Consider the following 20842-nt stretch of genomic DNA (forward strand, 5'->3'; position numbering starts at 1 on the left):
CGGCCCTTCCGCGTGCGCGGGCACCACCGGCTCTTCACCCGACTGCCACTGACCGGTCATCGTTGTGCCCTGCTGTCATTCGCCAACGCGGGATCACCCTGGTGCGCATGACGCAGCCGGAACTGCTTGTCAGCACCCCCGCCCGGCAGGGTGAGGACGTTCCCCGCTACTCCCTCCTCGTCGCCAGGGACGGCGCCGAGGTCGTCGCCGCGCAGAAACTGCGCCACGAGGTGTTCGCCGGTGAGATGGGCGCGACGCTGACCACGAGCGTGCCCGGCCACGACGTCGACGAGTTCGACCGGCACTGCGACCACCTGGTGGTGCGCGACGACCGCACCGGCCAGATCGTCGGCGGCTACCGGATGCTGCCGCCGGAGCGCGCCAGGGAGGCCGGGCGGCTCTACGCCGACACCGAGTTCGACCTCGCCAACCTCGACCACATCCGGCACACCACGGTCGAGACCGGCCGGTCGTGCGTGCACCCCGACCACCGCAACGGCGCCGTCGTGAGCCTCGTGTGGGCCGGCATCGCGCGCTACATGCTGCTGAGCGGCCACAAGTGGCTCGTCGGCTGCGCCAGCATCCCGTTGCAGGACGGCGGTGCTCTCGCGGCCGGGGTGTGGGACACCGTGCACGCCAAGCACTACGCGCCCGAGCAGTACCGCGTGACGCCGCACCGGCCGTGGGACGTCGACGCGGTCGAGCGGCCCGCCAGGACCGTGCTGCCGCCGCTGCTCAAGGGGTACCTGCGGCTCGGCGCCCGGATCTGCGGGCGGCCCGCGCTCGACGCCGACTTCGGGGTGGCCGACCTGTTCATCCTGCTCGGCATGGACCACGTGGACCAGCGGTACCTGAGGTTCTTCCTGGGGGAGACGTCGTGAGCCACGCCTGGATGCCCGCCTCGCCGTGCGGCGACGGGTGCGTCGGGTCGGCGCCGCGGACCGCGGGCGGGGTCAGGCAGCTCTGGCGTGCCGTCACGGCCCTGACGGCACTGCTGTGCGGCGTGGGGATCGTCCTCGCGTTGCTGCTGCCGCGCGCACAACGGGAAACCGTGGTGCGGCTGTGGTTCCACGCCATTCTGCGCGCGTTCGGCGTGCGCCTGGAGGTCCACGGCGCCCGCAGGTTCCAGGAGGTGCCGCAACGCGGTGTGCTCGTCGCCAGCAACCACGTGTCGTGGCTGGACGAGCTCGCGATCGACGCGGTGCAGCCCATCCGGATCGTCGCCAAGAAGGACATCAAGGGCTGGCCGGTGCTCGGCCGGATCATCACCGCGGCCGGCACCGTCTACCTCGACCGCGAACGGCTGCGCGAGCTGCCGCGGACCGTCGCCGAGCTGGCGGCGACCCTGCGCGCCGGGTCCGCCGTCGGCATCCACGCCGAGGGCACCACGTGGTGCGGGCTCGCCTCCGGGCGCTACCGGCCGGCGTTGTTCCAGGCCGCCCTGGACGCCGGTGTGCCGGTGCGGCCGATCGTGCTGCGCTACCGGGTCGACGGCCACGTGAGCACGCAGCCCGCGTTCATCGGCAGCGACACCCTGGTCGACTCGATCCGCCGGGTGCTGCGGGTGAGGGGCCTCACCGTCGAGGTGCACGTGCTCGACGAGATCGCCCCCGGCCGCGCGGAGAACCGCAGGCAGCTCGCAAAACTTGCACAAGAGCAATCAAATCGCTTGACCTCGACCGAACTGGAAGTTGCACGATCTACCGGTGACACTCACCGCGCCCCGGCCGTCTCGCCTCTGGTCGCCTGACCGCCGCTGGCCCACGACGGGCATCGTCCTGCTGGTCACGCTCCTCGCCTTCGAGGCGATGGGCGTCGGCACGGCGATGCCCACCATGGTCCGCGAGCTGCACGGCGAGGCGCTGTACGCGTGGCCGTTCCTCGCGAACCTCGCGGCGAGCGTCATGGCCACCGTCTTCTCCGGCCGCCTGTCGGACCGGCGCGGCCCCAAGCCCGCCGTGCTGATCGGCGTGAGCCTGTTCCTCGCCGGCCTGGTCGTCGCGGGCGTCGCGGAGAACATGACCGTGCTGCTGGCGGGCAGGGCCCTGCAGGGCCTCGGCGCCGGCTTCCTGATCGTCGCGATCTACGTCGTCATCGCCTTGGCCTACCCGGAGAGCGACCGGCCCGCGGTGTTCGGCGCGTTGTCGGCGGCCTGGGTGGTGCCGTCGCTCGTCGGACCCGCCGTCGCCGGGTGGGCCACCGAGCACCTGACCTGGCGGCTCGTGTTCCTCGCGATCGTCCCGCTCGTGCTCGTCGGCAGCGTGCTGCTGGTCCCGGTGCTCAGGAAGCTGCCACCGCACACCGCGACCCCGCCGGTGCGCCGGTTCCTGCCCGCCGCCGCGCTGGCCGCCGGTGCCGGGGTGGCGAGCCTGAGCTGGGCGTTGCAGCACCGCACGTGGTGGCTGCTCGCCGTCGCGCTGCTGCTCCTCACACCCGCGGTGCGCATCCTGCTGCCCAAGGGCACGCTGATCGCCCGCCGAGGCCTCCCCGTCACGATCCTCGCCCGCGGCCTGCTCGCCGGCACGTTCTTCGCGGTCGAGAGCTTCATCCCGCTCACGCTGACCGTCGTGCACGGCTACTCGCCGCTGGAGGCCGGCATCCCGCTCACGGTGAGCGCCCTCGGCTGGGCCGGAGCGTCGATGTGGGCGTCGCGGCACCCCGAGATCGAGCGCTACACCCTCGTGCGGACCGGGTTCCTGTTCACCGCGGCCGGCATGGCGGCCGTGACGCTCGTCGCACCCTCGTGGGGCCCTGCCTGGCTGACGTTCCTGCTGTGGGCCGTCGCGGGCGCCGGCATGGGCATGGCGACCTCCAGCGTCGGCGTGCTGATGATGGCCGCCTCGCCCGAGCAGGACCGGGGCTTCAACTCGGCTGCCCTGCAGATCTCCGACATGCTGGGCTCCGCGACCATGATCGGACTCGGCGGTGTGCTGGTGCTGGCGACCGCCCCCACGGCGGGCGTGGTGGTGCTGAACCTGTCGATGGCGGCGTTGGCCGTGGTGGGAGCGGTTCTGACCGGGCCCCGCATGCGGGCTACGCTGGAGCCCTGATGGCTTATCTCGACCACGCTGCCACGACCCCGATGCACCCCGAGGCGGTCGCGGCCATGACCGAGGCGTTGTCCACCACGGGCAACGCCTCGTCGCTGCACACCTCCGGCCGGCGGGCGCGGCGTGCGGTCGAGGAGGCGCGGGAGAACATCGCCGACGCCCTCGGCGCCCGGCCGTCCGAGGTGCTGTTCACCGGCGGCGGCACCGAAAGCGACAACCTCGCGGTCAAGGGCGTCTACTGGGCCCGCGAGGGCAAGCGCCGCGTGCTTGCCTCGGCCGTGGAGCACCACGCGGTCCTCGACGCCGTCGAGTGGCTGGAGCAGCAGGGCGCCGAGGTCACCTGGCTGCCGGCCGACCGGTTAGGGCGGGTGTCCGCCGAGTCGGTGCGCGAGGCGCTGGACGACGACGTGGCGCTCGTCACGACCATGTGGGCGAACAACGAGGTCGGCACCATCAACCCGGTGCACGACATCGCGGCGTTGTGCGCCGAGCGCGGTGTGCCGTTCCACACGGACGCCGTGCAGGCGGTGGGCGCGGTGCCGGTGCACTTCGCCGCGTCCGGCGCGTCCGCGCTGACCATGACCGGCCACAAGGTCGGCGGCCCCTACGGCGTCGGCGTGCTGCTGCTCGCGCGTGACGTGAAGTGCACGCCCCTGCTGCACGGCGGCGGCCAGGAACGCGACGTCCGCTCCGGCACCCTGGACGTGCCGTCGATCGTCGGCCTCGCCCGCGCCGTCCGCATCGCCGTGGAGGAGCAGGAACAGCGCGCCGCCGAACTGGTCGCGTTGCGCGAGGAGCTGATCGCCTCGGTGCGCGCGGTGGTGCCGGACGTGGTCGTCAACGGCGACCCGGTCGACCGGCTGCCCGGCAACGCACACCTGACGTTCCCCGGCTGCGAGGGCGACAGCCTGCTGATGCTGCTCGACGCACGCGGCGTCGAGTGCTCCACCGGCTCCGCCTGCACCGCGGGCGTGGCGCAACCGTCGCACGTGCTGCTGGCGATGGGCGTCGAACCCGCGCCGGCACGCGGATCTTTGAGGTTCTCCCTCGGGCACACCTCGACGCGTGCCGACGTCGAGGAGTTGGCGGGCGTGATCGGTCCCGTGGTCGAGCGCGCGCGCACGGCAGGGCTGGCAGGCATGAGGCGTTCCCGGAAGGTGGTCAAGCAGTGAAGGTCCTCGCGGCGATGAGCGGCGGTGTCGACTCCGCGGTGGCGGCGGCCCGCGCCGTTGAAGCGGGACACGACGTGACGGGCGTGCACCTGGCCCTGTCCGCCAAGCCCGGCACCCTCCGCACCGGCGCCCGCGGCTGCTGCACCGTCGAGGACGCCCACGACGCCCGCCGCGCCGCCGACCTGATGGGCATCCCGTTCTACGTCTGGGACTTCGCCGAGCGCTTCACCGAGGACGTCGTCGAGGACTTCGTCGCCGAGTACGCCGCCGGCCGCACCCCGAACCCGTGCCTGCGCTGCAACGAGCGCATCAAGTTCGAGGCGTTGCTGGACAAGGCCATCGCCCTCGGCTTCGACGCGGTCTGCACCGGCCACTACGCCCGCCTGCAGGTGGTCGGCGGCCGCCCCGAGCTCCGCCGCGCAGCCGACCTCGGCAAGGACCAGTCGTACGTGCTGGCCTCCCTGACCGCCGACCAGCTCGCCCACGCCATGTTCCCCCTGGGCGACACGACGAAGGACGACGTGCGCACCGAAGCCGCAGCGCGCGGCCTGTCGGTCGCGAAGAAGCCCGACTCGCACGACATCTGCTTCATCCCGGACGGCGACACCCAGAAGTTCCTCGCCTCCCGCATGGAGACCAAGCCCGGCCTGCTGATCGACGACGCGACCGGCGCCGTGCTCGGCCGGCACGCGGGCGTGCACGAGTTCACCATCGGCCAGCGCAAGGGCCTGGGCATCGACGGCCCCGCCCCCGACGGCCGGCCCCGCTACGTGCTGGCCCTGGAGCCCGTCTCCGGCAACGTCCGGGTCGGCTCGGTGGAGAAGCTGGCGGTCACGGGCATCTCGGCTTCCTCGCCGATCACGCACGTCGACCTGGACGGTCCCGTGGAGTGCGTCGCCCAGGTGCGCGCGCACGGCGGTACCTCGTCCGCCGTGGCCGAGGTGGTCGGCGGTGTGTTGCGGGTGCAGCTGCGGGAGCCGTTGAAGGGTGTGGCGCCCGGGCAGGCGGTGGCGATCTACCGGCCCGATGCCGGCGGTGACGTGGTGCTGGCCAGTGCGACGATCGACGCGACCAGCTGATTCGCTGGGGCTGTCGGTGTTGGGGTGTCGCCCGGTCGGGTGATGTGTGTCCGGAAACGCTCGCTCGCTCGCCCCGTGGGGGAAGAGGAACGCGGGGTGGCACGGCGGTCGCGGTGGTTCCGGGGTGTGCGGGCTCGTGGGGTCAGGACTGGCGGTGGGCCGCGTCAGTCCCTGGCGCTCAGCCCGTCCGCGCTCAGCCAGCCGCGACCAGCTCACCTGCGCTCGCCTAGTTGCGTTCGCCCGCCCGCGCTCAGCCACCCGCATTCAGCCCAGCCGCACTCAGCCCAGCCGCGCGCTCGGCCAACCCACGCCCAGCCCACCTGCGCTCAGCCCGCCCGCGACCAGGCCGCCCTCACCCCGGCAGCCACTCCGAGTTCGCTCCACACAGGAGCACACAGGGAAGCTCCCCGGGAACCTCCCCCTTGAGGAACCCCGCGAACGCCACCGCCCCAGCCGGCTCCACCGCCAACCGGAACTCCTCCCACAGCCGATCCCGCGCAGCCAGCAGCTCCGCGTCGGACACGAGCACCGACGTGACGTTGTGGCGCTGCAACACCTCCAGCGGCACCGTGCCCACCTGCGTCGCCCCGAGTGCCGACGCCGCAACGGAGTCCACCGGACCGTCCACGGGCTCACCGGCTTCGAGGCCGCGGTGCACGGCGCAGCAGCCGGACGGCTCGACGTTCACGATCAAGCGACCGCCAGAGGCCAGTGCGGCGCCGGCGATCAGGCCGCCGCCGCCCGAGGCGATCGCGATCGTGTCCACCTCGGGCACGTCCTCGACGATCTCGCGGGTCACCGTGGACTGTCCCTCGATGACGACCGGGTCGTTGTAGGCCTCGACGTAGAGCGGGCCGAGGTCGCGGGCTGCGGTTGCGGCCTCGGCGTAGGTGGTGCCGTGGCGGATCAGCTTGGCGCCCAACGCCTCGATGCGGCGGGTCTTCGCCTCGGGGGCGGTCATCGGCACGAAGACGGTGGCGTGCATGCCGAGCAGGTGCGCGGCCTGGGCGACGGCGATGCCGTGGTTGCCGCCGGAGGCGGTGACGACCTCGTCCACGCCGGACAGGGTGAGGAGCTTGTTGACCGCGCCGCGGACCTTGAACGAACCGGTGAGCTGGAGGTGCTCCAGCTTGAACACCACCGGGCGACCGTCCACAGCGGTGCGCAGGACCGGGGTGCGGCGCACGTGGTCAGAAAGCGTTCTCATGTGACCAGCTTCCACAAGAACTGCGCCAGAGTCACGATTCCCAGCAGGAAACACACGATGACGAACGTCCCACCGGCCATCACGAGCAGGCAGGCGCCCCAGGACGTCTCCTCCCGCGGGGTTGCGTCGAGCTCGTGCTGCAGCTCGACGCGCGCCTCCAGGTACAGCGACGCGAGGCGGGTGCGAGCGGCCTCGGTCGGGGCCTCTTCCACACGGCCGGCCCAGTTCAGCGCGACGAGGCGGACCTGCGCGCGGCGGTAGGCGCGTTCGAACGCCAGGGTTTCCTCGGGGTCGCGGTCGTCGGAGAGGTACGTCCAGCGACCGGCCTGCGCGGGCTGGCCGAGCACGCGGTACGCCTCGGCGAGGCGGTCGCGCAGGTCGAGCCGGTGGGGGTAGGTGCCGACGAGTCCCGCGAGGCGTTGACGTGCGCGGAGCACGTTCGCGAGGTCGCCGCGCCGCAGCTCCTCGGCCGCTTTGTTGAGCGTCAGCTCTACCGGCATGCCGAGTAGTTTCGCAGGCGCGGCTAGCTTTGACCCGTGTTCGTCCTGTCGCTTGTGGTGTCCGGCCTCGCGTGGTGGCTCGGCCTCTACCTGCTCGCCCGCGATCCCGCCAAGCCCGTGCTGTGGTGGTCCGGCGCCGGCCTCGTCGGATGTGCAGCACTCGTCGTCATGCCTCATCCTGTGCTGTTGGGCGTGCCCGCACTCGCGTGGACTGGGGCGATCCTGGTGCTGGCACGGCCGGAGCTCGTCCGCTGGTGGATCTTCGCGGTGGTGCCGGTCTTCGCCGCGGCGCTGTGGCTGCCGTGGGTCGTGCTGCTCCCGCTGGCCGCGGCGACTGCGCTGGCGGCGGGGAAGCGTGCCTATTTTTCACTCGTTGGGGTGATGTTCGCGCTCTCAGCGGCGGCGTTCCTGCTCGACTGGGTACCCACCGCGGTCGCGTTGCCGGCGATCGGACTCGACGTGCTGCTGTTCGGCGTGCTCGTCGCCGTCACGGACGCGGTCGAGGAAGGGCAGGCGATCCGCGCCGACATGCTGCGCTCGCTGATGATCTCCGGTTTCACCGCCGTCCTGTTCGGTTCGCAGGTGCTGCTCTTCGACGGCCCGCAGCTCCTCGCCTGCACGACGGTCGCCGCCGCCATCGCGGTCCAGGTGCTGGCGAACCCGCTCGCCGCCGCCGTCGACCGCCTCGCCGTGCCCGCCGTCGCCGCCGAACGCGCCGAGCTTCCGCGACGCGGCCGAGGCGCTGCCCAGGCAACGCCCGCTGGTGACCGAGGACGAGGCCGAGTTCGCGCGGCTGACCCGCAGGGCGCTCAGCCATTACGGCGACCTCGGAAAGCTCGTCGCGAGCCCGTTGATCGCGCTGACCGGGGAAGCACCACCGCTCGACCGCGCGGCACAGCTGAAATCCATGTTGCTGACGAGCATCCAACGGCTCAAGCCCGCGGACGGCGATTTCGGCACGAGCGACGAATGGCGTTATTACAACGCCCTGTACTTCTACTACGTCAAGGGAATCCGGCCGTACTCGGTCCGCACCAAGCGCGAGGACCTCGACGCCGAGGACCGCCGCGCGCTGCAGTGGTTCGTGACACAGGTGCCCGAGCGCACCCTCCACAACTGGCAGAACGCGGCCGCCCGGCTGGTCGCGGCGGACCTGGTGGCAGGAGTCGGCAGCGCTTGACGTGGTCCTGGCAGTGATCACCGGGCCACGGTCGGGCCATGTTGAAATTCGCCTTGAAACTCGACGGTGTCGCTTCGTGCGGCCTGGGCCTGCTGACCCTCCTGATCCGCCCGGAGGTGGGAATGCCGGTGGGCTGGCAGATCGGGCTCGGTGCTTTCTGCGTCGTTTACGGCGCGGGCGTGTTCTTCCTCGGAACGCGCGCCGTCCCGGACCGCCGGATCGTGCTGCTGGTCATCATCGGAAACGCGGTGTGGGCGCTCGACAGCATTCTCACCGCGGAGCTGGAGTGGTTCCCGCTGACCGGTCTCGGCGTCGCGCTGGTGCTCGCCCAGGGCCTCGCGGTGCTCGGGTTCGCGGTGCTGCAGCTCATCGGTCTGCGGCGCGCAACGTCCGGGACCGGCCCCGGAACTCAGCCACGACCTCGGACCCTCGCCTGACCGTGATGTCGTAGATCCCGCTGCGGCCGAACCGGGTCCGTTCCACCGCCTCCGCCACGAGCTCGTCGCCCGCGTGCACCGGCCGGATGAAGTCGATCTCGGCCGTGGCGGCGACGGTGACGGACCCGGCCCTGTTGCAGGCGCACGCGAACGCCGAGTCGGCCAGCAGGAAGACGTAACCGCCGTGCGCGATGCCGTGCCCGTTCAGCATCAGCTCGGTCACCGTCATCCGCAGCACCGCGTACCCGTCGCGCAGCTCGACCGGCGTGATGCCCAGGGCGGTGGAGGCCTTGTCCGCGGCCAGCATCTCAGCAGGACCATTCATTCGTGGCAGCGTAATCACCCTGGCGGTGGTGTCACCCCGCGTCGACCCGGCCTTACTGTCCGAATGCTTGATCGCTCAAAACGGAGGTGGTCATCATGGGTGGATGCTCTTGCTGCGGCGGGTGCACGGGTCCGGGCTGCGGGTGCTGCAGCAGCTGTTAGGAGGCTCGGACAGGACGAACGAGGGCCGGCGCGGTGAACTCCGCGCCGGCCCTCGCCGTCGCCGGGTGGGGAGTGGTGCGGGAACGCGGGGCGCGTCGCGCTCCCACACCACGTGCGGGGAGGTGCTCGCACGCTCGGCACCTGCTCAATCACGGTAAGTGGCCTAGACCATGGCGTCAATGGGTCTAGACCTCTTCTGTCCGCAGGACAGTGGAACAATCTGCCGGTGCGCGGAGCAACTGGAATCGGATCGCTGCCCGGAACCGACATCGACGAGGCGGCGCGGGTGGTCGTCGGCGAGCTGCCGGAACTGCCGCACGTGCCGGAGCTGCCTGCGCGGGGAGTGGGCGCGGACATGATCGGCCGCACCGCCGGCCTGCTCGTCGACCTCGCGATCGAGGTGATCACGTCCGGCTACCGGGTGACGCCGCGGCCCGGCCGTGACCACCGCCGTGCCGTCGACCTGCTGCGCGGTGACCTGGACGCGTTCGACGAGGCGCTGGAACGCGCTGGTGCGAGCCCGGACACGGTCAAGGTGCAGGCGGCGGGGCCGTGGACGCTGATGTCGAACATCGAGCTGATGCGCGGGCATCGGGTGCTCACGGACCGCGGCGCCGTGAAGGAGTTCGCCGAGTCGCTAGCGGAAGGCCTGCGCCGGCACGCGGCCGAGGTCGCCAGGCGCACCGGTGCGAAGGTCGTGGTGCAGCTCGACGAACCCGGCCTGCCCGCCGTGCTGGAGGGGCTGCTGCCGACCCCGTCGAAGCTCGGGACGGTGCCCGCGGTGCCCGGACCGGACGCGCGCGCGGTGCTCGCCACCGTCATCGAGGCGCTCGACGGCCACGAGGTGCTCGTCCACTGCTGTGCGCCGCAGCCGCCGCTGACGCTGCTGCGGGAGGCGGGCGCGGCGGCCATCGCGTTCGACCTGACCCTGGTCAAGGGTGCCGCGGCGCTCGACGAGATCGGCGAGACCTGGGAGGCGGGCACGACGCTCGCGCTCGGGCTGGTGCCGAGCACCGACCCCGGCACGCCGGTGACGTTGAAGGACGTCGGGCAGCGGGCGTTCACGCTGGCCGACCGGCTGGGCTTCCCGCGGTCGGTCCTCGCGGAGAAGGCGCTGCCGACGCCGACGTGCGGCCTGGCCGGTGCCACGTCCGGGTGGGTCAAGCGCTCGCTCGCCCTGACGCGGGACCTCTCCTCGGCGTTCGTGGAGCCACCTGAGGGCTGGTGATGTCCGGTTTGTGGAGCTAGTCTGCTGCGAACTATTAGGAAACTTTCTTAACCGTAGGCCACCGCCGGGCCTGGATCGGGAGTTCCGAACATGCGCATCAGACGTGCGGCGCTCGTCGCCGCAGTGCTCACCGGTGTGGTCGTGGCACCTGCCGAGGCGGCCCCCGCCTCCCACATCAGGCTCGACCAGGTCGGGTTCGGCACCGCCGAGGCGAAACACGCCTACGTGCTCGGTGGTGCCGCGAACGCGCGGTTCTCCGTGGTCGACAGCCGCGGCCGGACCGTGCTGACCGGGCGGACGGGTGCCTCGACCGGGGCGTGGAGCGCGAAGTTCCCGGCCGTGCACCCGATCGACCTCTCCGGCGTGCGAAAAGCGGGGACGTACCGGGTCAAGATCGGCTCGGCGACCTCCGCGGCGTTCCGGGTCGACTCGCTGAACCGGCTGTTCGCGCCGGTCGCCCGCAACACCGTCGAGTTCTTCCAGGCCCAGCGCGACGGTGCCGACGTCGTCCCCGGCCGGCTGAACCGCAAGCCCGCGCACCTCACCGACCGCGAGGCGCTCGTCTACGAGGAGCCGGTGTTCGCGGGCGAGGGCGGTGACCAGATCGCGGCGCCGTTGCAGCCCACCGGTACCAAGGTCGACCTCGAAGGCGGCTGGTTCGACGCGGGCGACTTCGTGAAGTTCACCCACGCCTCGTCGTACTCCACGGCGTCGATGCTGCTCGCGTTGCGCAACAAGCACGACGACGCGCTGTACGAAGAGGCCGAGTTCGGGCTCAGGTGGCTCGACAAGGCCTGGGACGAGCAGACCGGCACCCTCTACGCCCAGGTGGGCATCGGGACCGGCTCCGCGGAGTTCGGCTTCGTCGGCGACCACGACGTGTGGCGGCTCCCCGAGGCCGACGACAGGCTCGACGTGAAGCCCGGCGACAGCGAGTACTTCATCAAGTACCGCCCCGTCTTCCGCGCGAACGCCGCCGGCGAGAAGATCAGCCCCAACCTGGTCGGCCGGGTGGCCGGCTCGTTCGCGCTGGCCGCACAGGTCGAGGCCCGCAAGAACCCGCGCCTGGCCCGCGCGCACCTGGACAAGGCCGCGCGGCTGTTCTCGCTCGCCAAGACCGAGGACGTCGGGCAGCTCGTCACGGCGTTCCCGCACGCCTACTACCCGGAACCGTCGTGGACCGACGACCTGGAGTTCGGCGCCACCCAGCTCGCGCTGGCCGCGAAGGCGTTGAACGACAAGCGGTACCAGCAGTTCGCGAAGGCCGCCACGCACTGGGCCAAGGAGTTCCTCGCGACGAACGACCCGGACACGTTGAACGTCTACAACATCTCCGCGCTCGCCCACGCCGACCTCGCGAAGCTGCTGAAGGCGGGCGTCCACGGTGCCGAGGTGACCGAGGCCCAGGTCGTGGGGGACCTGCGGCGCCAGCTGCAGCAGGGCGCCGACGCGGCCAAGAACTCACCGTTCCGCACCGCCGCGAACGTCGAGACCTGGGACGTCGGCTCGCGCACGTTCGGCTTCATCACCACGGCCGCGCTCTACCGGAAGCTGACCGGTGACACGAGGTACCAGACGTTCGGCACGCAGCAGCGCGGGTTCGCGCTCGGCACCAACGCCTGGGGCACCTCGCTGATCGTCGGTGTCGGCGCGAAGTTCCCCGAGTGCCCGCACCACCAGGCGGCCAACCTCTCCGGCTCACCGAACGGCGGCGCGAAGGTGCTGGTCGGCGCCGTGATCAACGGACCGAACGACGCCTCCCTGTTCGGCGACCTCGGCGAGATGCCGCCGGGCTCCGTGGACTGCACCAAGCCGTACACCCGGGAGTTCGACTCCGCGAAGTCCGTGTTCGCCGATGACCTGCGGTCGTGGCCGAGCTCCGAGCCGGCCATCGACTTCACGGCGACGGGCGTGCTGGGCTTCTCGCTGATCGCGCACGGGTGATCGGGCACGGCTGAGTGGCGGCGGCGCGGGCCTGGGTGTCCAATTCGGACTGTGCTCAGGCTCGCGCTGGTCGTCGTGCTGCTCCTCGTGGGCGTTCCCGCTCACGCACTGCCGTTGAACACCGAGTGCAGGGTGCCCGCGGTGCACGACCCGGAGGTCGTCCGCGAGGTGCACGCGGCCGGTCTCGCGCTGCGGGTCAGCGACAAGGTGATGCTCGCGGGCTTCGAGGCCGGCTGGGTCGAGTCGCACATGCACAACCTCGACTGCGGTGACGCCGACTCACTGGGCGTGTTCCAGCAGCGCCCCTCGATGGGCTGGGGCACGCCCGAGCAGATCATGGACGTCACCTACGCGGCGACGCGGTTCTTCGAGGCCGCCGTGCGGCTGGACCGGCCGGACCTCACGCCGGGGTTGCTGGCCGACGCGGTGCAGCGGTCGTGCTGCCCGGAGCGCTACGACCTGGCGGTGGACCGGGCCACCTCGATGCTGCGGCAGGCGTGGCAGGGCGGGCCCGAGGTGACCGACGTCGTGTACGTGGTCGACGACGGCGACGTCTGGGCGGGGCCGCAGCAGCTGAGCACGACCGCGGACTTCGTCGGGCGCCCTTCGGTGGCCGGGAAGCTGGTCTACGCGCGCACGGTCCGCGGCGAGGTCATGGTGCTGAACGGCACCTGGCGCCCGCTCGCGTCCGGCGTGGCGGGCGACCCCGAAGCCGTGCTGCTCCCCGACGGTTCGGTGGCGGTGTTCGCGGTCCTGGCCGACGGCAGCGTCGCGAAACTGTCAGACCTCCCTGCGACGATGGGAGTGGGGGCTTCGGGCCCCCCGGAGGGGGGCCAGGCGGGATCGATTCCGTTGAGCGCGGCCGGGTTCGCGGCGGGCAAGCCGTCGGCGGTCGTGCACCCGGACGGGTCCGTCACGGTGTACGTGCGGTCCGGCAGCGCGTTGATGGCGCACACGGCCGGCGTGTGGCGGGAGATCGCCGGCGGGCTCACCGGCAGCCCCGAGGTCGTGCTCCGTCCGGACGGGACGATCGCCGCCCACACGCTGCTCGACGGCCGCGTGCACCGCCTCGGACCCACGTGGGAACCGTTGGGCGACGGCCGTTTCATCGACACCGTGGCCGCGCTGCCCGACGGTGCGGTCTACGCGCGCAAGGCCGACGGGACCGTGCTCAAAGTCGGTTGAACGGCTCCGCGTACCGGAACGGACCCGGCTCCACCGGCGCGAACAACCGGGCCTGGAAGTGCGGCGCCCACTCGGCGACCGGCGGCGTGATGCCGAACTCCGCGGCCGGCCGGAAGCCGAACCGCGAGTAGTAGCGCGGATCGCCGAGCAAGATCACGGCCTTCTCACCGCGGGCCTCCGCAGCCCCGAGCACCGCGTGCACCAACGCCTTCCCGATGCCGGAACGCTGGTGGTCCGGGTGCACCGCGATCGGCCCCAGCCCGAGCGCGGGCGTGTCGCCGACGTACCCGCGGGTGCACACGACGTGACCGAGCACGCCGTCCGCGACCAGCGACAGCTCCGGTATCCAGCCGGGGTCGGCGCGCAACCAGTCGATCAGCGGTGCCTCGGGGCCGTTCTTGAACGCGAGGTTCGTGACGTCGCGGATGGCGTCGATGTCTGCGGGCGTTTCCCGGCGGATCAGCATGACGCGCACTTTGTCCGGACAACGCGCGCGACGCCACTCATAATTCGGGGACGCGGGGAGTGCTGAGGGGAGGGTGCGTTGATCATCTTCGAAGGTCCGGACGAGTTCGACCGGTGGCTGCACGACAACGGCGCCACCGAGACCGAGCTGTGGATCAAGTACGCCAAGAAGGGGTCCAGGCTGCGGACGATCACCTACGACGAGGCGCTGGACGTCGCGCTGTGCCACGGGTGGATCGACGGGCTGGTGCGGTCGGTCGACGACACGTACTACTCGCAGCGCTGGACACCGCGCAAGCCGCGCAGCAAGTGGTCCAAGCGCAACTGCGGCAAGGTCGAGGAGCTCGTCGCAGCAGGGCGGATGCTGCCGGCCGGGCTGGCCGAGGTCGAGAAGGCCAAGGCGGACGGCCGCTGGGAGGCCGCCTACGCGGGACCCGCGACGATCGAGGTGCCGGCCGACCTCAGGGCGGCGCTCGACGCCAACCCGGAGGCCGCCGCGTTCTTCGAGACCCTCAACAGCCAGAACCGGTACGCGATCCTGCTGCGCGTGCACGACGCCAAGCGGCAGGAGACCCGGCAGCGCCGCATCGCGCAGTTCGTCGGCATGCTGGCCGAGGGGCGCAAGCTCTACGCTTGAGAATCATGAAGTGGTTCCGCCGTCGCAAGGCCGAAGAGGTCGCGCCAGCCCACCTGCCGAACGCCGGGGAGGCCGCCCAGCGGTTCTGGGAGCAGTGGTTCGAGCTGGTGCCGGTGGTGAGCGCGGCGCTGGGCGACGGCGAACCGCACCGCGTCGAGGACGACCTGCGCGCGCTGGTCGAGGGACTGCACCCGGACCTCGTGTTCAGCCTCGAACAGGGCCACCTGGCGATGTACGCGCTGGTGGTCACCGGCCAGGAGGACCCGCGGCTGCGCCCGTACACCGACGCGTGGATCGCCGCCGCGCCGCCCTCGGACATGGTGTGGGAGTTCCACGACTCGGTGCCGCCGGTGCCCGACCCGACCGAGGTCGTGGTCAACCTCGGTGAGGTGCGGATGCGGCTCGGCGACTTCCGGATCGTGGCGCAGGTCGACGGCGAGGTCGTCGACGTCGCCGTGTACCACCCGGCGCTGAAGGACCTCTCCGACCACCAGCGGCAGACGATGACGTTCCTGCCGCTGGACGTCACTCTCGGCGAGCGGCTGGCGGGGGAGCGGCTGCGCCGCGTCGAGACGGCCCAGCTGGAACCGGAGGGCACGATCAGCCTGCTGGAGCTGCGTTCACTCGTCCGGACACTCGCCGGTGCGTCCGGCGGCTGAGCCCTCCGGAATTGTCGGACCTGGTCACTAAGCTTGCGGACGTGACCAGCGAGAGCCTTGAAGACGTTCCGGCCGAGATCCGCGAACGGCACGCCGTGCTCGCGGAAGAGGTGCGCTCGCACCAGTTCCGCTACTACGTGCTGGACGACCCGATCGTCACCGACGGTGAGTTCGACGCGCTGCTGAAGGAGCTGGAGGCGCTCGAAGCCGAGCACCCCGGTCTGGCCACTCCTGACTCGCCCACGCAGCGGGTCGGCGGCACGTTCTCCACGGAGTTCCGCGCGGTCGACCACCTGGAGCGGATGCTCAGCCTGGACAACGTGTTCGCGCAGGACGAGCTGGCCGAGTGGTTCAAGCGCGTCGAGCGGGAGACGGGCGCGGGCACGCACTTCCTGTGCGAGCTGAAGATCGACGGCCTCGCGATCAACCTGCTCTACGAGAAGGGCAAGCTCACCCGCGCGCTGACGAGGGGCGACGGCCGCACCGGTGAGGACGTCACGCTGAACGTCCGCACCATCGCGGACGTGCCGCAGACCCTGCGGGGCACGGGCGAGTACCCGGTGCCGGACCTGGTGGAGGTCCGCGGCGAGGTGTTCTTCGCGGTCGAGGACTTCCTGGCGCTCAACGCCGCGCTGGTCGAGCAGGGCAAGCCGCCGTTCGCGAACCCGCGCAACACCGCGGCGGGGTCGTTGCGGCAGAAGGACCCCAAGGTCACCGCGTCGCGCCGGCTGCGGATGATCTGCCACGGCATCGGCAAGACCGAGGGCTTCTCGGCCGACCGGCAGTCGCTCGCCTACGAGGCGCTGGGGGCGTGGGGCCTGCCGGTCTCCCCGCACACCAGGGTCCTGACCGACCCGGCGCAGGTGGCCGAGCACGTCGAGCACTGGGGCGAGCACCGGCACGACGCGGTCCACGAGATCGACGGCGTGGTGGTGAAGGTCGACGAGGTCGCGCTGCAACGCCGCCTGGGCACCACGTCACGGGCCCCGCGGTGGGCGATCGCGTACAAGTACCCGCCGGAGGAGGCCACGACGACGCTGCTGGACATCCAGGTCCAGGTCGGGCGCACCGGCCGCGTCACGCCGTTCGCGGTGATGGAACCGGTGAAGGTGGCCGGCTCGACGGTCGCGCGCGCCACGCTGCACAACGCGTCGGAGGTCAAGCGCAAGGGCGTGCTGATCGGCGACCGGATCGTCATCCGCAAGGCCGGCGACGTGATCCCGGAGGTGCTTGGCCCGGTGCTGGCCGCGCGCCCCGCCGACGCGCGCGAGTTCGTGATGCCGGCCCGCTGCCCCGAGTGCAACGCCGAGCTGCGCCCGATGAAGGAGGGCGACGTCGACATCCGCTGTCCCAACGCCCGGACGTGCCCCGGCCAGCTGCGCGAACGGCTCGCCCACCTCGCCTCCCGCGCGGCGCTCGACGTCGAGGTGCTCGGGTACGAGGCCGCCGCGGCGATCACCGAGTCGACCGCCTACACCAACGAGGCCGACCTGTTCGACCTCGACGCCGAGTCGCTGCGGCAGGTCGAGCGGTTCGTCACGGTCAAGGGCGAGCTGTCCGCGAACGCGGTGAAGCTGCTCGACAACCTGGAGGCGGCGAAGTCGCGTCCGCTGTGGAGGGTGCTGGTCGCGCTGTCGATCCGCCACGTCGGCCCGACCGCGGCCCGCGCGCTGGCACAGGAGTTCGGGTCGATGGCCGCGATCGTCGCCGCGGACGAGGAGGTGCTGGCCGGCGCCGAGGGCGTGGGCCCGACCATCGCCGCCGCCGTCGTGGAGTGGCGGGAGACCGGGTGGCGCCAGGAGGTCGTGCGCCGCTGGGCGGCCGCGGGCGTGCGGATGGAGGACGAGCGCGACGAGTCCATCGCCCGCAACCTGGAGGGGCTGTCCATCGTGGTCACCGGGTCGCTGGCGGAGTTCTCCCGCGACTCGGCGAAGGAGGCGATCCTCGCCCGCGGCGGCAAGGCGGCCGGGTCGGTGTCGAAGAAGACCTCTTTCGTCGTGGTCGGCGACTCGCCAGGATCCAAGTACGACAAGGCCGTCTCCCTGAAGGTGCCGGTGCTCGACGAGTCCGGTTTCCGGGTGCTGCTCGACTCCGGACCCGACGCCGCGCGGGAGGTCGCCGTCAACCCCGAAGAGGAGGCTTGATGACCCAGCTGCTCATCCGCCCGGCCACCGCGGCCGACCTGCCCGTCGTGGGCGCGCTCACCGTCGAGGCCTACCAGGCCGACGGCTTCGTCGACGAGGGCGACGACTACGTCGCGCACCTCGCCGACGCGGCGGCCCGGTCCCGCGACGCCGAGCTGCTGGTCGCGGTGGACCCCTCCGGCGGCGAGGTGCTGGGCTCGGTCACCGTGGTGCTGCCCGGCAGCCCGTTCGCGGAGATCTCCGAACCGGGCGAGACCGAGTTCCGCATGCTGTCCGTGGCCGCCGCGGCGCGCGGCCGCGGTGTGGGCGAGGCCCTGGTGCGGGCGGTGCTGGACCGCGCCCGCACCCTGGGCGCCGAGCGGGTGGTGCTGTCGTCGTCGGAGAAGATGCGGGCGGCGCACCGCCTGTACGAGCGGCTCGGGTTCACCCGGCTGCCGGACCGCGACTGGTCCCCGTTGCCGGGCCTGAAGCTCCTCGCCTACGTCCTGCCGTTGTGAGCGCAACCCGGTGCCCCGGGCACGCGTCCACCGGTGCCGACCGCGAATGGGGGTTCGCGAACGATGAGAGCCGCACCGCTGCTCGCACTGGCCGCGCTGACGGCCCTGGCCACCGCCGCCTCGGCCACCCCGCTGGAGCTGCCCGGCCACGACCGGGACGGGATCGCCGCGCTGGCCCAGCGCTACCTGGAGAACCGCGCCCGGAAGGTGACGACCGGCCCGCAGACACCCGGCTTCGGCGTCCCGCTCACCCCGGCGCTGGCCGCCGAGCTGCGCACGCACGAGGAGGAACTGGCGGCCGCGCGCACCTCGTGGTCGCACCGGCGCACCCGCTACCGGTCCGCGGTGGTGCGGACCGAGGTGACCCGCTTCGACGTGCAGCACCGCGACCTGGTGGTGGCGCACGTGCGGGAGGCCGGCGAGCTGCACTTCGACCGCCCTGGCACCGTGCCGGCCACCGGCTACGGCCTGCTCCACCACCTGACCGTGCGGCGCGAGAACGGCGACTGGGTGCTCGCCGGCGTGGCGGTCGAGCACTCCGAGGCCTGCGGCCTGCTGCCCGAACCCCAGGCGGTGACCTGCACGGGGTAGACGTGCCCGGCAAGCGCTACGCCACCGGCTGACCCGGCGCCCGCTCCACGTCCTTCTTCGCCTTCATGATCCGCGACCGCAACGCCAGGTCCGCGGCCGCCTGCTCGTACAACAGCTCCCGCAACGCGTCCGGCGACAGCGATCTCAGCCGGTCGCGCAGCTCCACGTCCTCCGCGTCCGGCGGCGGCACGGTCTCCCCGCGCTCCAGCAACACCAGCCCCACGGCCACGCAGTGCTTGCAGAAGAACCCCTCGGACCCGTGCGGGCAGGTGCACGTGCCCGCCAGGTGCGTCTGCGCCCACGACAGCTCCACCGAGTACAGCGCGTCCTCGCTGCCCCGCACGAGCGCCGTCACGTGCCTGCTGTGCACCCGCAACGCGCGCACGGCATCGCGGTAGGTCAGACCACGCCAGTACGACTTGGTGCCCGCGCGGTGCAACAGCAGCTCGGTGGTGAGGGTCGTCGACACGGGGGTCATCCAACCGGGTGACCGCAGCGAGGATCAACATGATCGCGATCAGTCCACCCCACCCCGCCGAGAGCGGCCGGTGAGCGAGCGCACGGCCGCCGAGGCGACCGCCCGCACGCTCGCCGAGGCGGCCAGGACGCCCACCACCCGCAGCCCTACCGGGCCGTCGTCTCCAGGTCGAGCAACGTGACGGCGGCGCGGAAGTACTTGTTCGTGCCCAGGTCTCGCACGGTCTTGATGTTGAAGGCGGCCTTCAGCTTCTCCGCGTCCCCCGCGCTCACGCCCTGCAACGCGTCGACGGGCGCGTCGAGGATCTCGGACAGCGGCAGGTTCTCGCAGGCCTTGTCGAGGAGCATGTCGAGGTTGACCGTGATTGCCATGATCCGTCACCTCCGTCTGCGGAAAGGGTTCGACCACGGCAGATTCTGGGGCGCCTCCGGCGTTTCCGCCGGGCGAGCACCACCCCGGGACGGCACCCATCGGCGCAACGCGGTGACCGGCGTTGTGTGGGACCGTTGACCTGTGCTGCAAGCCTGTCTGAACGGCTCCCGCACCGCGCAGGAGCACCCGGCCCTGCCGTTGACCCCCGAGCGCCTGGCCGAGGACGCCGCCGACGTCGCCGCGCTCGGTGTCACGTCCGTGCACATCCACCCGAGGGACGTCATCGGCGCGCTCACGCTCGTCGGGCCCGAGGTGGCCACCACCATCGCCACGGTCAGGGCGGCGGTGCCCGGCATCGAGATCGGGGTGTCGACCGACGTGGACGGGCCGCGGGCCGCGGTGATCGGCAGCTGGGCGCCGCTCGCGACCGGGCGGCCGGACATCGCCTCGGTGCGGGTCGGCCGGCCGGGCTGGCAGGAGGTCGTGGAGGCGTTGCACAACGTCAACGTCGCCGTCGAGCTGGTCGTCGACGGCGTGGGCGCCGCGCGGCTGCTCACGACCGTCGACCGGGTCGCCCGGCTGCGCGTCACCGCGACCCGTGCGAACGCGGGGGAGCTGCTGGCCCTGCTCGAACCGCTCCAGCGGCCGATCCTGCTGCACGGCGTGGACGACGAGGCGTGGCCGGTGCTCGACCGCGCGGGCAGGCTGGAGCACAGCACCCGCATGGGTCTCGCGGACACGCTCGCGCTGCCCGACGGGCGCCCGGCCAGGAACAACGTCGAGCTGGTCGCCCTGGCCAGGAGGACGCTGCGGACCAAGGCGCCGCAGTAGCGGCTCAGTCCGGCAGCACGACCGCGACGATGCCGGCCAGGTGCGCGAGGCGCGCCACCTCGGCCGCGCGGAACATGGGACCACCGGGACGGCCGACGACCAGCACCCGGTCCGGCTTGCCCAGCGGCGTGGCGGCCAGCTCCGTGCCCAGCTCGCGCCAGGTCTCCGGCACCCACTCCTCCTCGCCGTCGAGCACGGTCGCGCGCTCCAGCGGGAACCACGGCACGTTCGCCATCCGGGTCTCCGGCGCCGCCGACGACGACGTCAGCCGGTTGATGCCGGTGCCCTCCGGGCCGACCACGACGGCCCAGCCGGCGCGGATGATCTTCGGGACGCCCTCGGTGAAGACCTCGAGGCCCTTGTGCGGCTCCTCGGCGATCTCTTCCACGAGCTCCAGCTCGCGGTGGGTGTCGAGGATGCCCGCGTACGGCCGCACGGCGTCGACCTCGACGCCCTCGACGGACTCGGCCGCGGTGATCAGCGTGTCCGGCAGGCGCCCCGACGGCAGCTCCACCACGAGGTCGTCGATCGCGAGACCGGAGCCGCGCTCCACGACGTCCACGCTGAGTATGTCCGCCCCGATCTCCCCCAGTGCCGTTGCGACCGCGCCGAGGGTGCCGGGACGGTCCGGGAGCTGGACCCGGATCAGGAACGACAAGGTGAACGCCTCCATAGCTCGTGCGCGGGACCCCGCGTCCCG

24 protein-coding genes are annotated in these 20842 nt (G+C 72.0%); 16 read left to right on the forward strand and 8 right to left on the reverse strand.

Annotation, left to right across the window (positions count from 1 at the left end):
* The first annotated feature begins 107 nt into the window (after positions 1-107).
* Genes ACVDFE_RS12660 through mnmA form a run of 5 tightly spaced genes read left to right on the forward strand, consistent with a single transcriptional unit; the run spans position 108 to position 5301 of the window.
* Positions 108-881, forward strand: a complete 774-nt coding sequence (locus ACVDFE_RS12660; RefSeq protein WP_360391346.1) for a GNAT family N-acetyltransferase — start codon at positions 108-110, stop codon at positions 879-881.
* Positions 878-1750, forward strand: coding sequence for a lysophospholipid acyltransferase family protein (locus ACVDFE_RS12665; RefSeq protein WP_458430547.1), 873 nt, complete (start codon positions 878-880; stop codon positions 1748-1750). The genes ACVDFE_RS12660 and ACVDFE_RS12665 overlap by 4 nt, the downstream gene beginning before the upstream one ends.
* Complete coding sequence (locus tag ACVDFE_RS12670) at positions 1707-3050, forward strand: MFS transporter (RefSeq protein ID WP_458430548.1); 1344 nt, start codon at positions 1707-1709, stop codon at positions 3048-3050. The genes ACVDFE_RS12665 and ACVDFE_RS12670 overlap by 44 nt, the downstream gene beginning before the upstream one ends.
* Complete coding sequence (locus ACVDFE_RS12675) at positions 3050-4222, forward strand: cysteine desulfurase family protein (protein WP_360391339.1); 1173 nt, start codon at positions 3050-3052, stop codon at positions 4220-4222. Before ACVDFE_RS12670 ends, ACVDFE_RS12675 begins: the two co-directional genes overlap by 1 nt.
* Positions 4219-5301, forward strand: a complete 1083-nt coding sequence (gene mnmA / locus ACVDFE_RS12680) for a tRNA 2-thiouridine(34) synthase MnmA (protein WP_458430549.1) — start codon at positions 4219-4221, stop codon at positions 5299-5301. Before ACVDFE_RS12675 ends, mnmA begins: the two co-directional genes overlap by 4 nt.
* A 352-nt stretch (positions 5302-5653) precedes the next feature.
* Here mnmA and ACVDFE_RS12685 read toward each other — a convergent pair whose 3' ends face one another.
* The 3 genes from ACVDFE_RS12685 to ACVDFE_RS12695 all read right to left on the reverse strand — a co-directional run bounded on the left by ACVDFE_RS12685 (position 5654) and on the right by ACVDFE_RS12695 (position 7646).
* A complete protein-coding gene (locus tag ACVDFE_RS12685; RefSeq protein WP_458430550.1) occupies positions 5654-6508 on the reverse strand; it encodes a serine/threonine dehydratase in 855 nt (284 codons plus the stop codon).
* Positions 6505-7008, reverse strand: a complete 504-nt coding sequence (locus tag ACVDFE_RS12690; protein ID WP_360391330.1) for a DUF6584 family protein — start codon at positions 7006-7008, stop codon at positions 6505-6507. Before ACVDFE_RS12690 ends, ACVDFE_RS12685 begins: the two co-directional genes overlap by 4 nt.
* 359 nt (positions 7009-7367) lie before the next feature.
* Complete coding sequence (locus tag ACVDFE_RS12695; RefSeq protein WP_458430551.1) at positions 7368-7646, reverse strand: hypothetical protein; 279 nt, start codon at positions 7644-7646, stop codon at positions 7368-7370.
* Positions 7647-7771: 125 nt separating this feature from the next.
* Here ACVDFE_RS12695 and ACVDFE_RS12700 point away from each other — a divergent pair, with 125 nt between their 5' ends.
* On the forward strand, positions 7772-8188 hold the full coding sequence (locus tag ACVDFE_RS12700; protein ID WP_458430552.1) for a hypothetical protein: 417 nt from the start codon (positions 7772-7774) through the stop codon (positions 8186-8188).
* Between the two features lie 38 nt (positions 8189-8226).
* The gene (locus ACVDFE_RS12705) at positions 8227-8625 is read left to right on the forward strand and encodes a hypothetical protein (protein WP_458430553.1); all 399 of its coding nucleotides are present in this window, start codon (positions 8227-8229) and stop codon (positions 8623-8625) included.
* Here the strand turns inward: ACVDFE_RS12705 and paaI are convergent.
* Positions 8555-8950 carry a hydroxyphenylacetyl-CoA thioesterase PaaI gene (paaI, locus tag ACVDFE_RS12710; protein WP_360391321.1) on the reverse strand — a complete coding sequence of 132 codons (396 nt, stop codon included), beginning with the start codon at positions 8948-8950 and terminating at the stop codon, positions 8555-8557. The two genes, ACVDFE_RS12705 and paaI, sit on opposite strands and share 71 nt — an antisense overlap.
* A gap of 381 nt (positions 8951-9331) precedes the next feature.
* On the opposite strand from paaI, the gene ACVDFE_RS12715 reads away from it, so the two are divergent.
* The 3 genes from ACVDFE_RS12715 (at position 9332) to ACVDFE_RS12725 (ending at position 13468) form a co-directional block, all read left to right on the forward strand.
* Positions 9332-10339 carry a methionine synthase gene (locus ACVDFE_RS12715; protein ID WP_458434322.1) on the forward strand — a complete coding sequence of 336 codons (1008 nt, stop codon included), beginning with the start codon at positions 9332-9334 and terminating at the stop codon, positions 10337-10339.
* A 90-nt stretch (positions 10340-10429) separates the two neighbouring features.
* Positions 10430-12283 (forward strand): glycoside hydrolase family 9 protein, encoded by a 1854-nt coding sequence (locus ACVDFE_RS12720; RefSeq protein WP_458430554.1) that lies wholly within the window; start codon positions 10430-10432, stop codon positions 12281-12283.
* A 51-nt stretch (positions 12284-12334) separates the two neighbouring features.
* Entirely contained in the window at positions 12335-13468 is a 1134-nt protein-coding gene (locus ACVDFE_RS12725; protein ID WP_458430555.1) for a hypothetical protein, read from the forward strand.
* Here the strand turns inward: ACVDFE_RS12725 and ACVDFE_RS12730 are convergent.
* The gene (locus tag ACVDFE_RS12730; protein WP_360391309.1) at positions 13455-13934 is read right to left on the reverse strand and encodes a GNAT family N-acetyltransferase; all 480 of its coding nucleotides are present in this window, start codon (positions 13932-13934) and stop codon (positions 13455-13457) included. The genes ACVDFE_RS12725 and ACVDFE_RS12730 overlap by 14 nt on opposite strands.
* A 78-nt stretch (positions 13935-14012) precedes the next feature.
* On the opposite strand from ACVDFE_RS12730, the gene ACVDFE_RS12735 reads away from it, so the two are divergent.
* From ACVDFE_RS12735 to ACVDFE_RS12755, 5 genes are all read left to right on the forward strand, one after another.
* Positions 14013-14570, forward strand: a complete 558-nt coding sequence (locus ACVDFE_RS12735; RefSeq protein WP_458430556.1) for a YdeI/OmpD-associated family protein — start codon at positions 14013-14015, stop codon at positions 14568-14570.
* Positions 14571-14575: 5 nt separating this feature from the next.
* Positions 14576-15229: a hypothetical protein gene (locus ACVDFE_RS12740; RefSeq protein ID WP_360391303.1), complete on the forward strand. Its 654-nt coding sequence runs from the start codon at positions 14576-14578 to the stop codon at positions 15227-15229.
* A gap of 41 nt (positions 15230-15270) precedes the next feature.
* The gene (ligA, locus tag ACVDFE_RS12745; protein WP_458430557.1) at positions 15271-17373 is read left to right on the forward strand and encodes an NAD-dependent DNA ligase LigA; all 2103 of its coding nucleotides are present in this window, start codon (positions 15271-15273) and stop codon (positions 17371-17373) included.
* Positions 17373-17870: a GNAT family N-acetyltransferase gene (locus ACVDFE_RS12750; protein ID WP_360391300.1), complete on the forward strand. Its 498-nt coding sequence runs from the start codon at positions 17373-17375 to the stop codon at positions 17868-17870. The genes ligA and ACVDFE_RS12750 overlap by 1 nt, the downstream gene beginning before the upstream one ends.
* 63 nt (positions 17871-17933) lie before the next feature.
* Positions 17934-18461: a hypothetical protein gene (locus tag ACVDFE_RS12755; protein WP_458430558.1), complete on the forward strand. Its 528-nt coding sequence runs from the start codon at positions 17934-17936 to the stop codon at positions 18459-18461.
* A gap of 16 nt (positions 18462-18477) precedes the next feature.
* On the opposite strand, the gene ACVDFE_RS12760 is transcribed toward ACVDFE_RS12755, so the two are convergent.
* Together ACVDFE_RS12760 and ACVDFE_RS12765 are read right to left on the reverse strand one after the other, a co-directional pair.
* A complete protein-coding gene (locus ACVDFE_RS12760; RefSeq protein ID WP_360391294.1) occupies positions 18478-18930 on the reverse strand; it encodes an SWIM zinc finger family protein in 453 nt (150 codons plus the stop codon).
* 155 nt (positions 18931-19085) lie between these two features.
* Entirely contained in the window at positions 19086-19310 is a 225-nt protein-coding gene (locus ACVDFE_RS12765) for a hypothetical protein (protein WP_360391291.1), read from the reverse strand.
* 142 nt (positions 19311-19452) lie between these two features.
* On the opposite strand from ACVDFE_RS12765, the gene ACVDFE_RS12770 reads away from it, so the two are divergent.
* Positions 19453-20142 carry a 3-keto-5-aminohexanoate cleavage protein gene (locus ACVDFE_RS12770; protein ID WP_458430559.1) on the forward strand — a complete coding sequence of 230 codons (690 nt, stop codon included), beginning with the start codon at positions 19453-19455 and terminating at the stop codon, positions 20140-20142.
* Positions 20143-20146: 4 nt separating this feature from the next.
* Here the strand turns inward: ACVDFE_RS12770 and ACVDFE_RS12775 are convergent, their stop codons facing one another.
* Positions 20147-20800, reverse strand: a complete 654-nt coding sequence (locus ACVDFE_RS12775; protein ID WP_360391517.1) for an ACT domain-containing protein — start codon at positions 20798-20800, stop codon at positions 20147-20149.
* Positions 20801-20842: the final 42 nt, after the last annotated feature.

This window comes from Lentzea chajnantorensis, assembly GCF_054300775.1.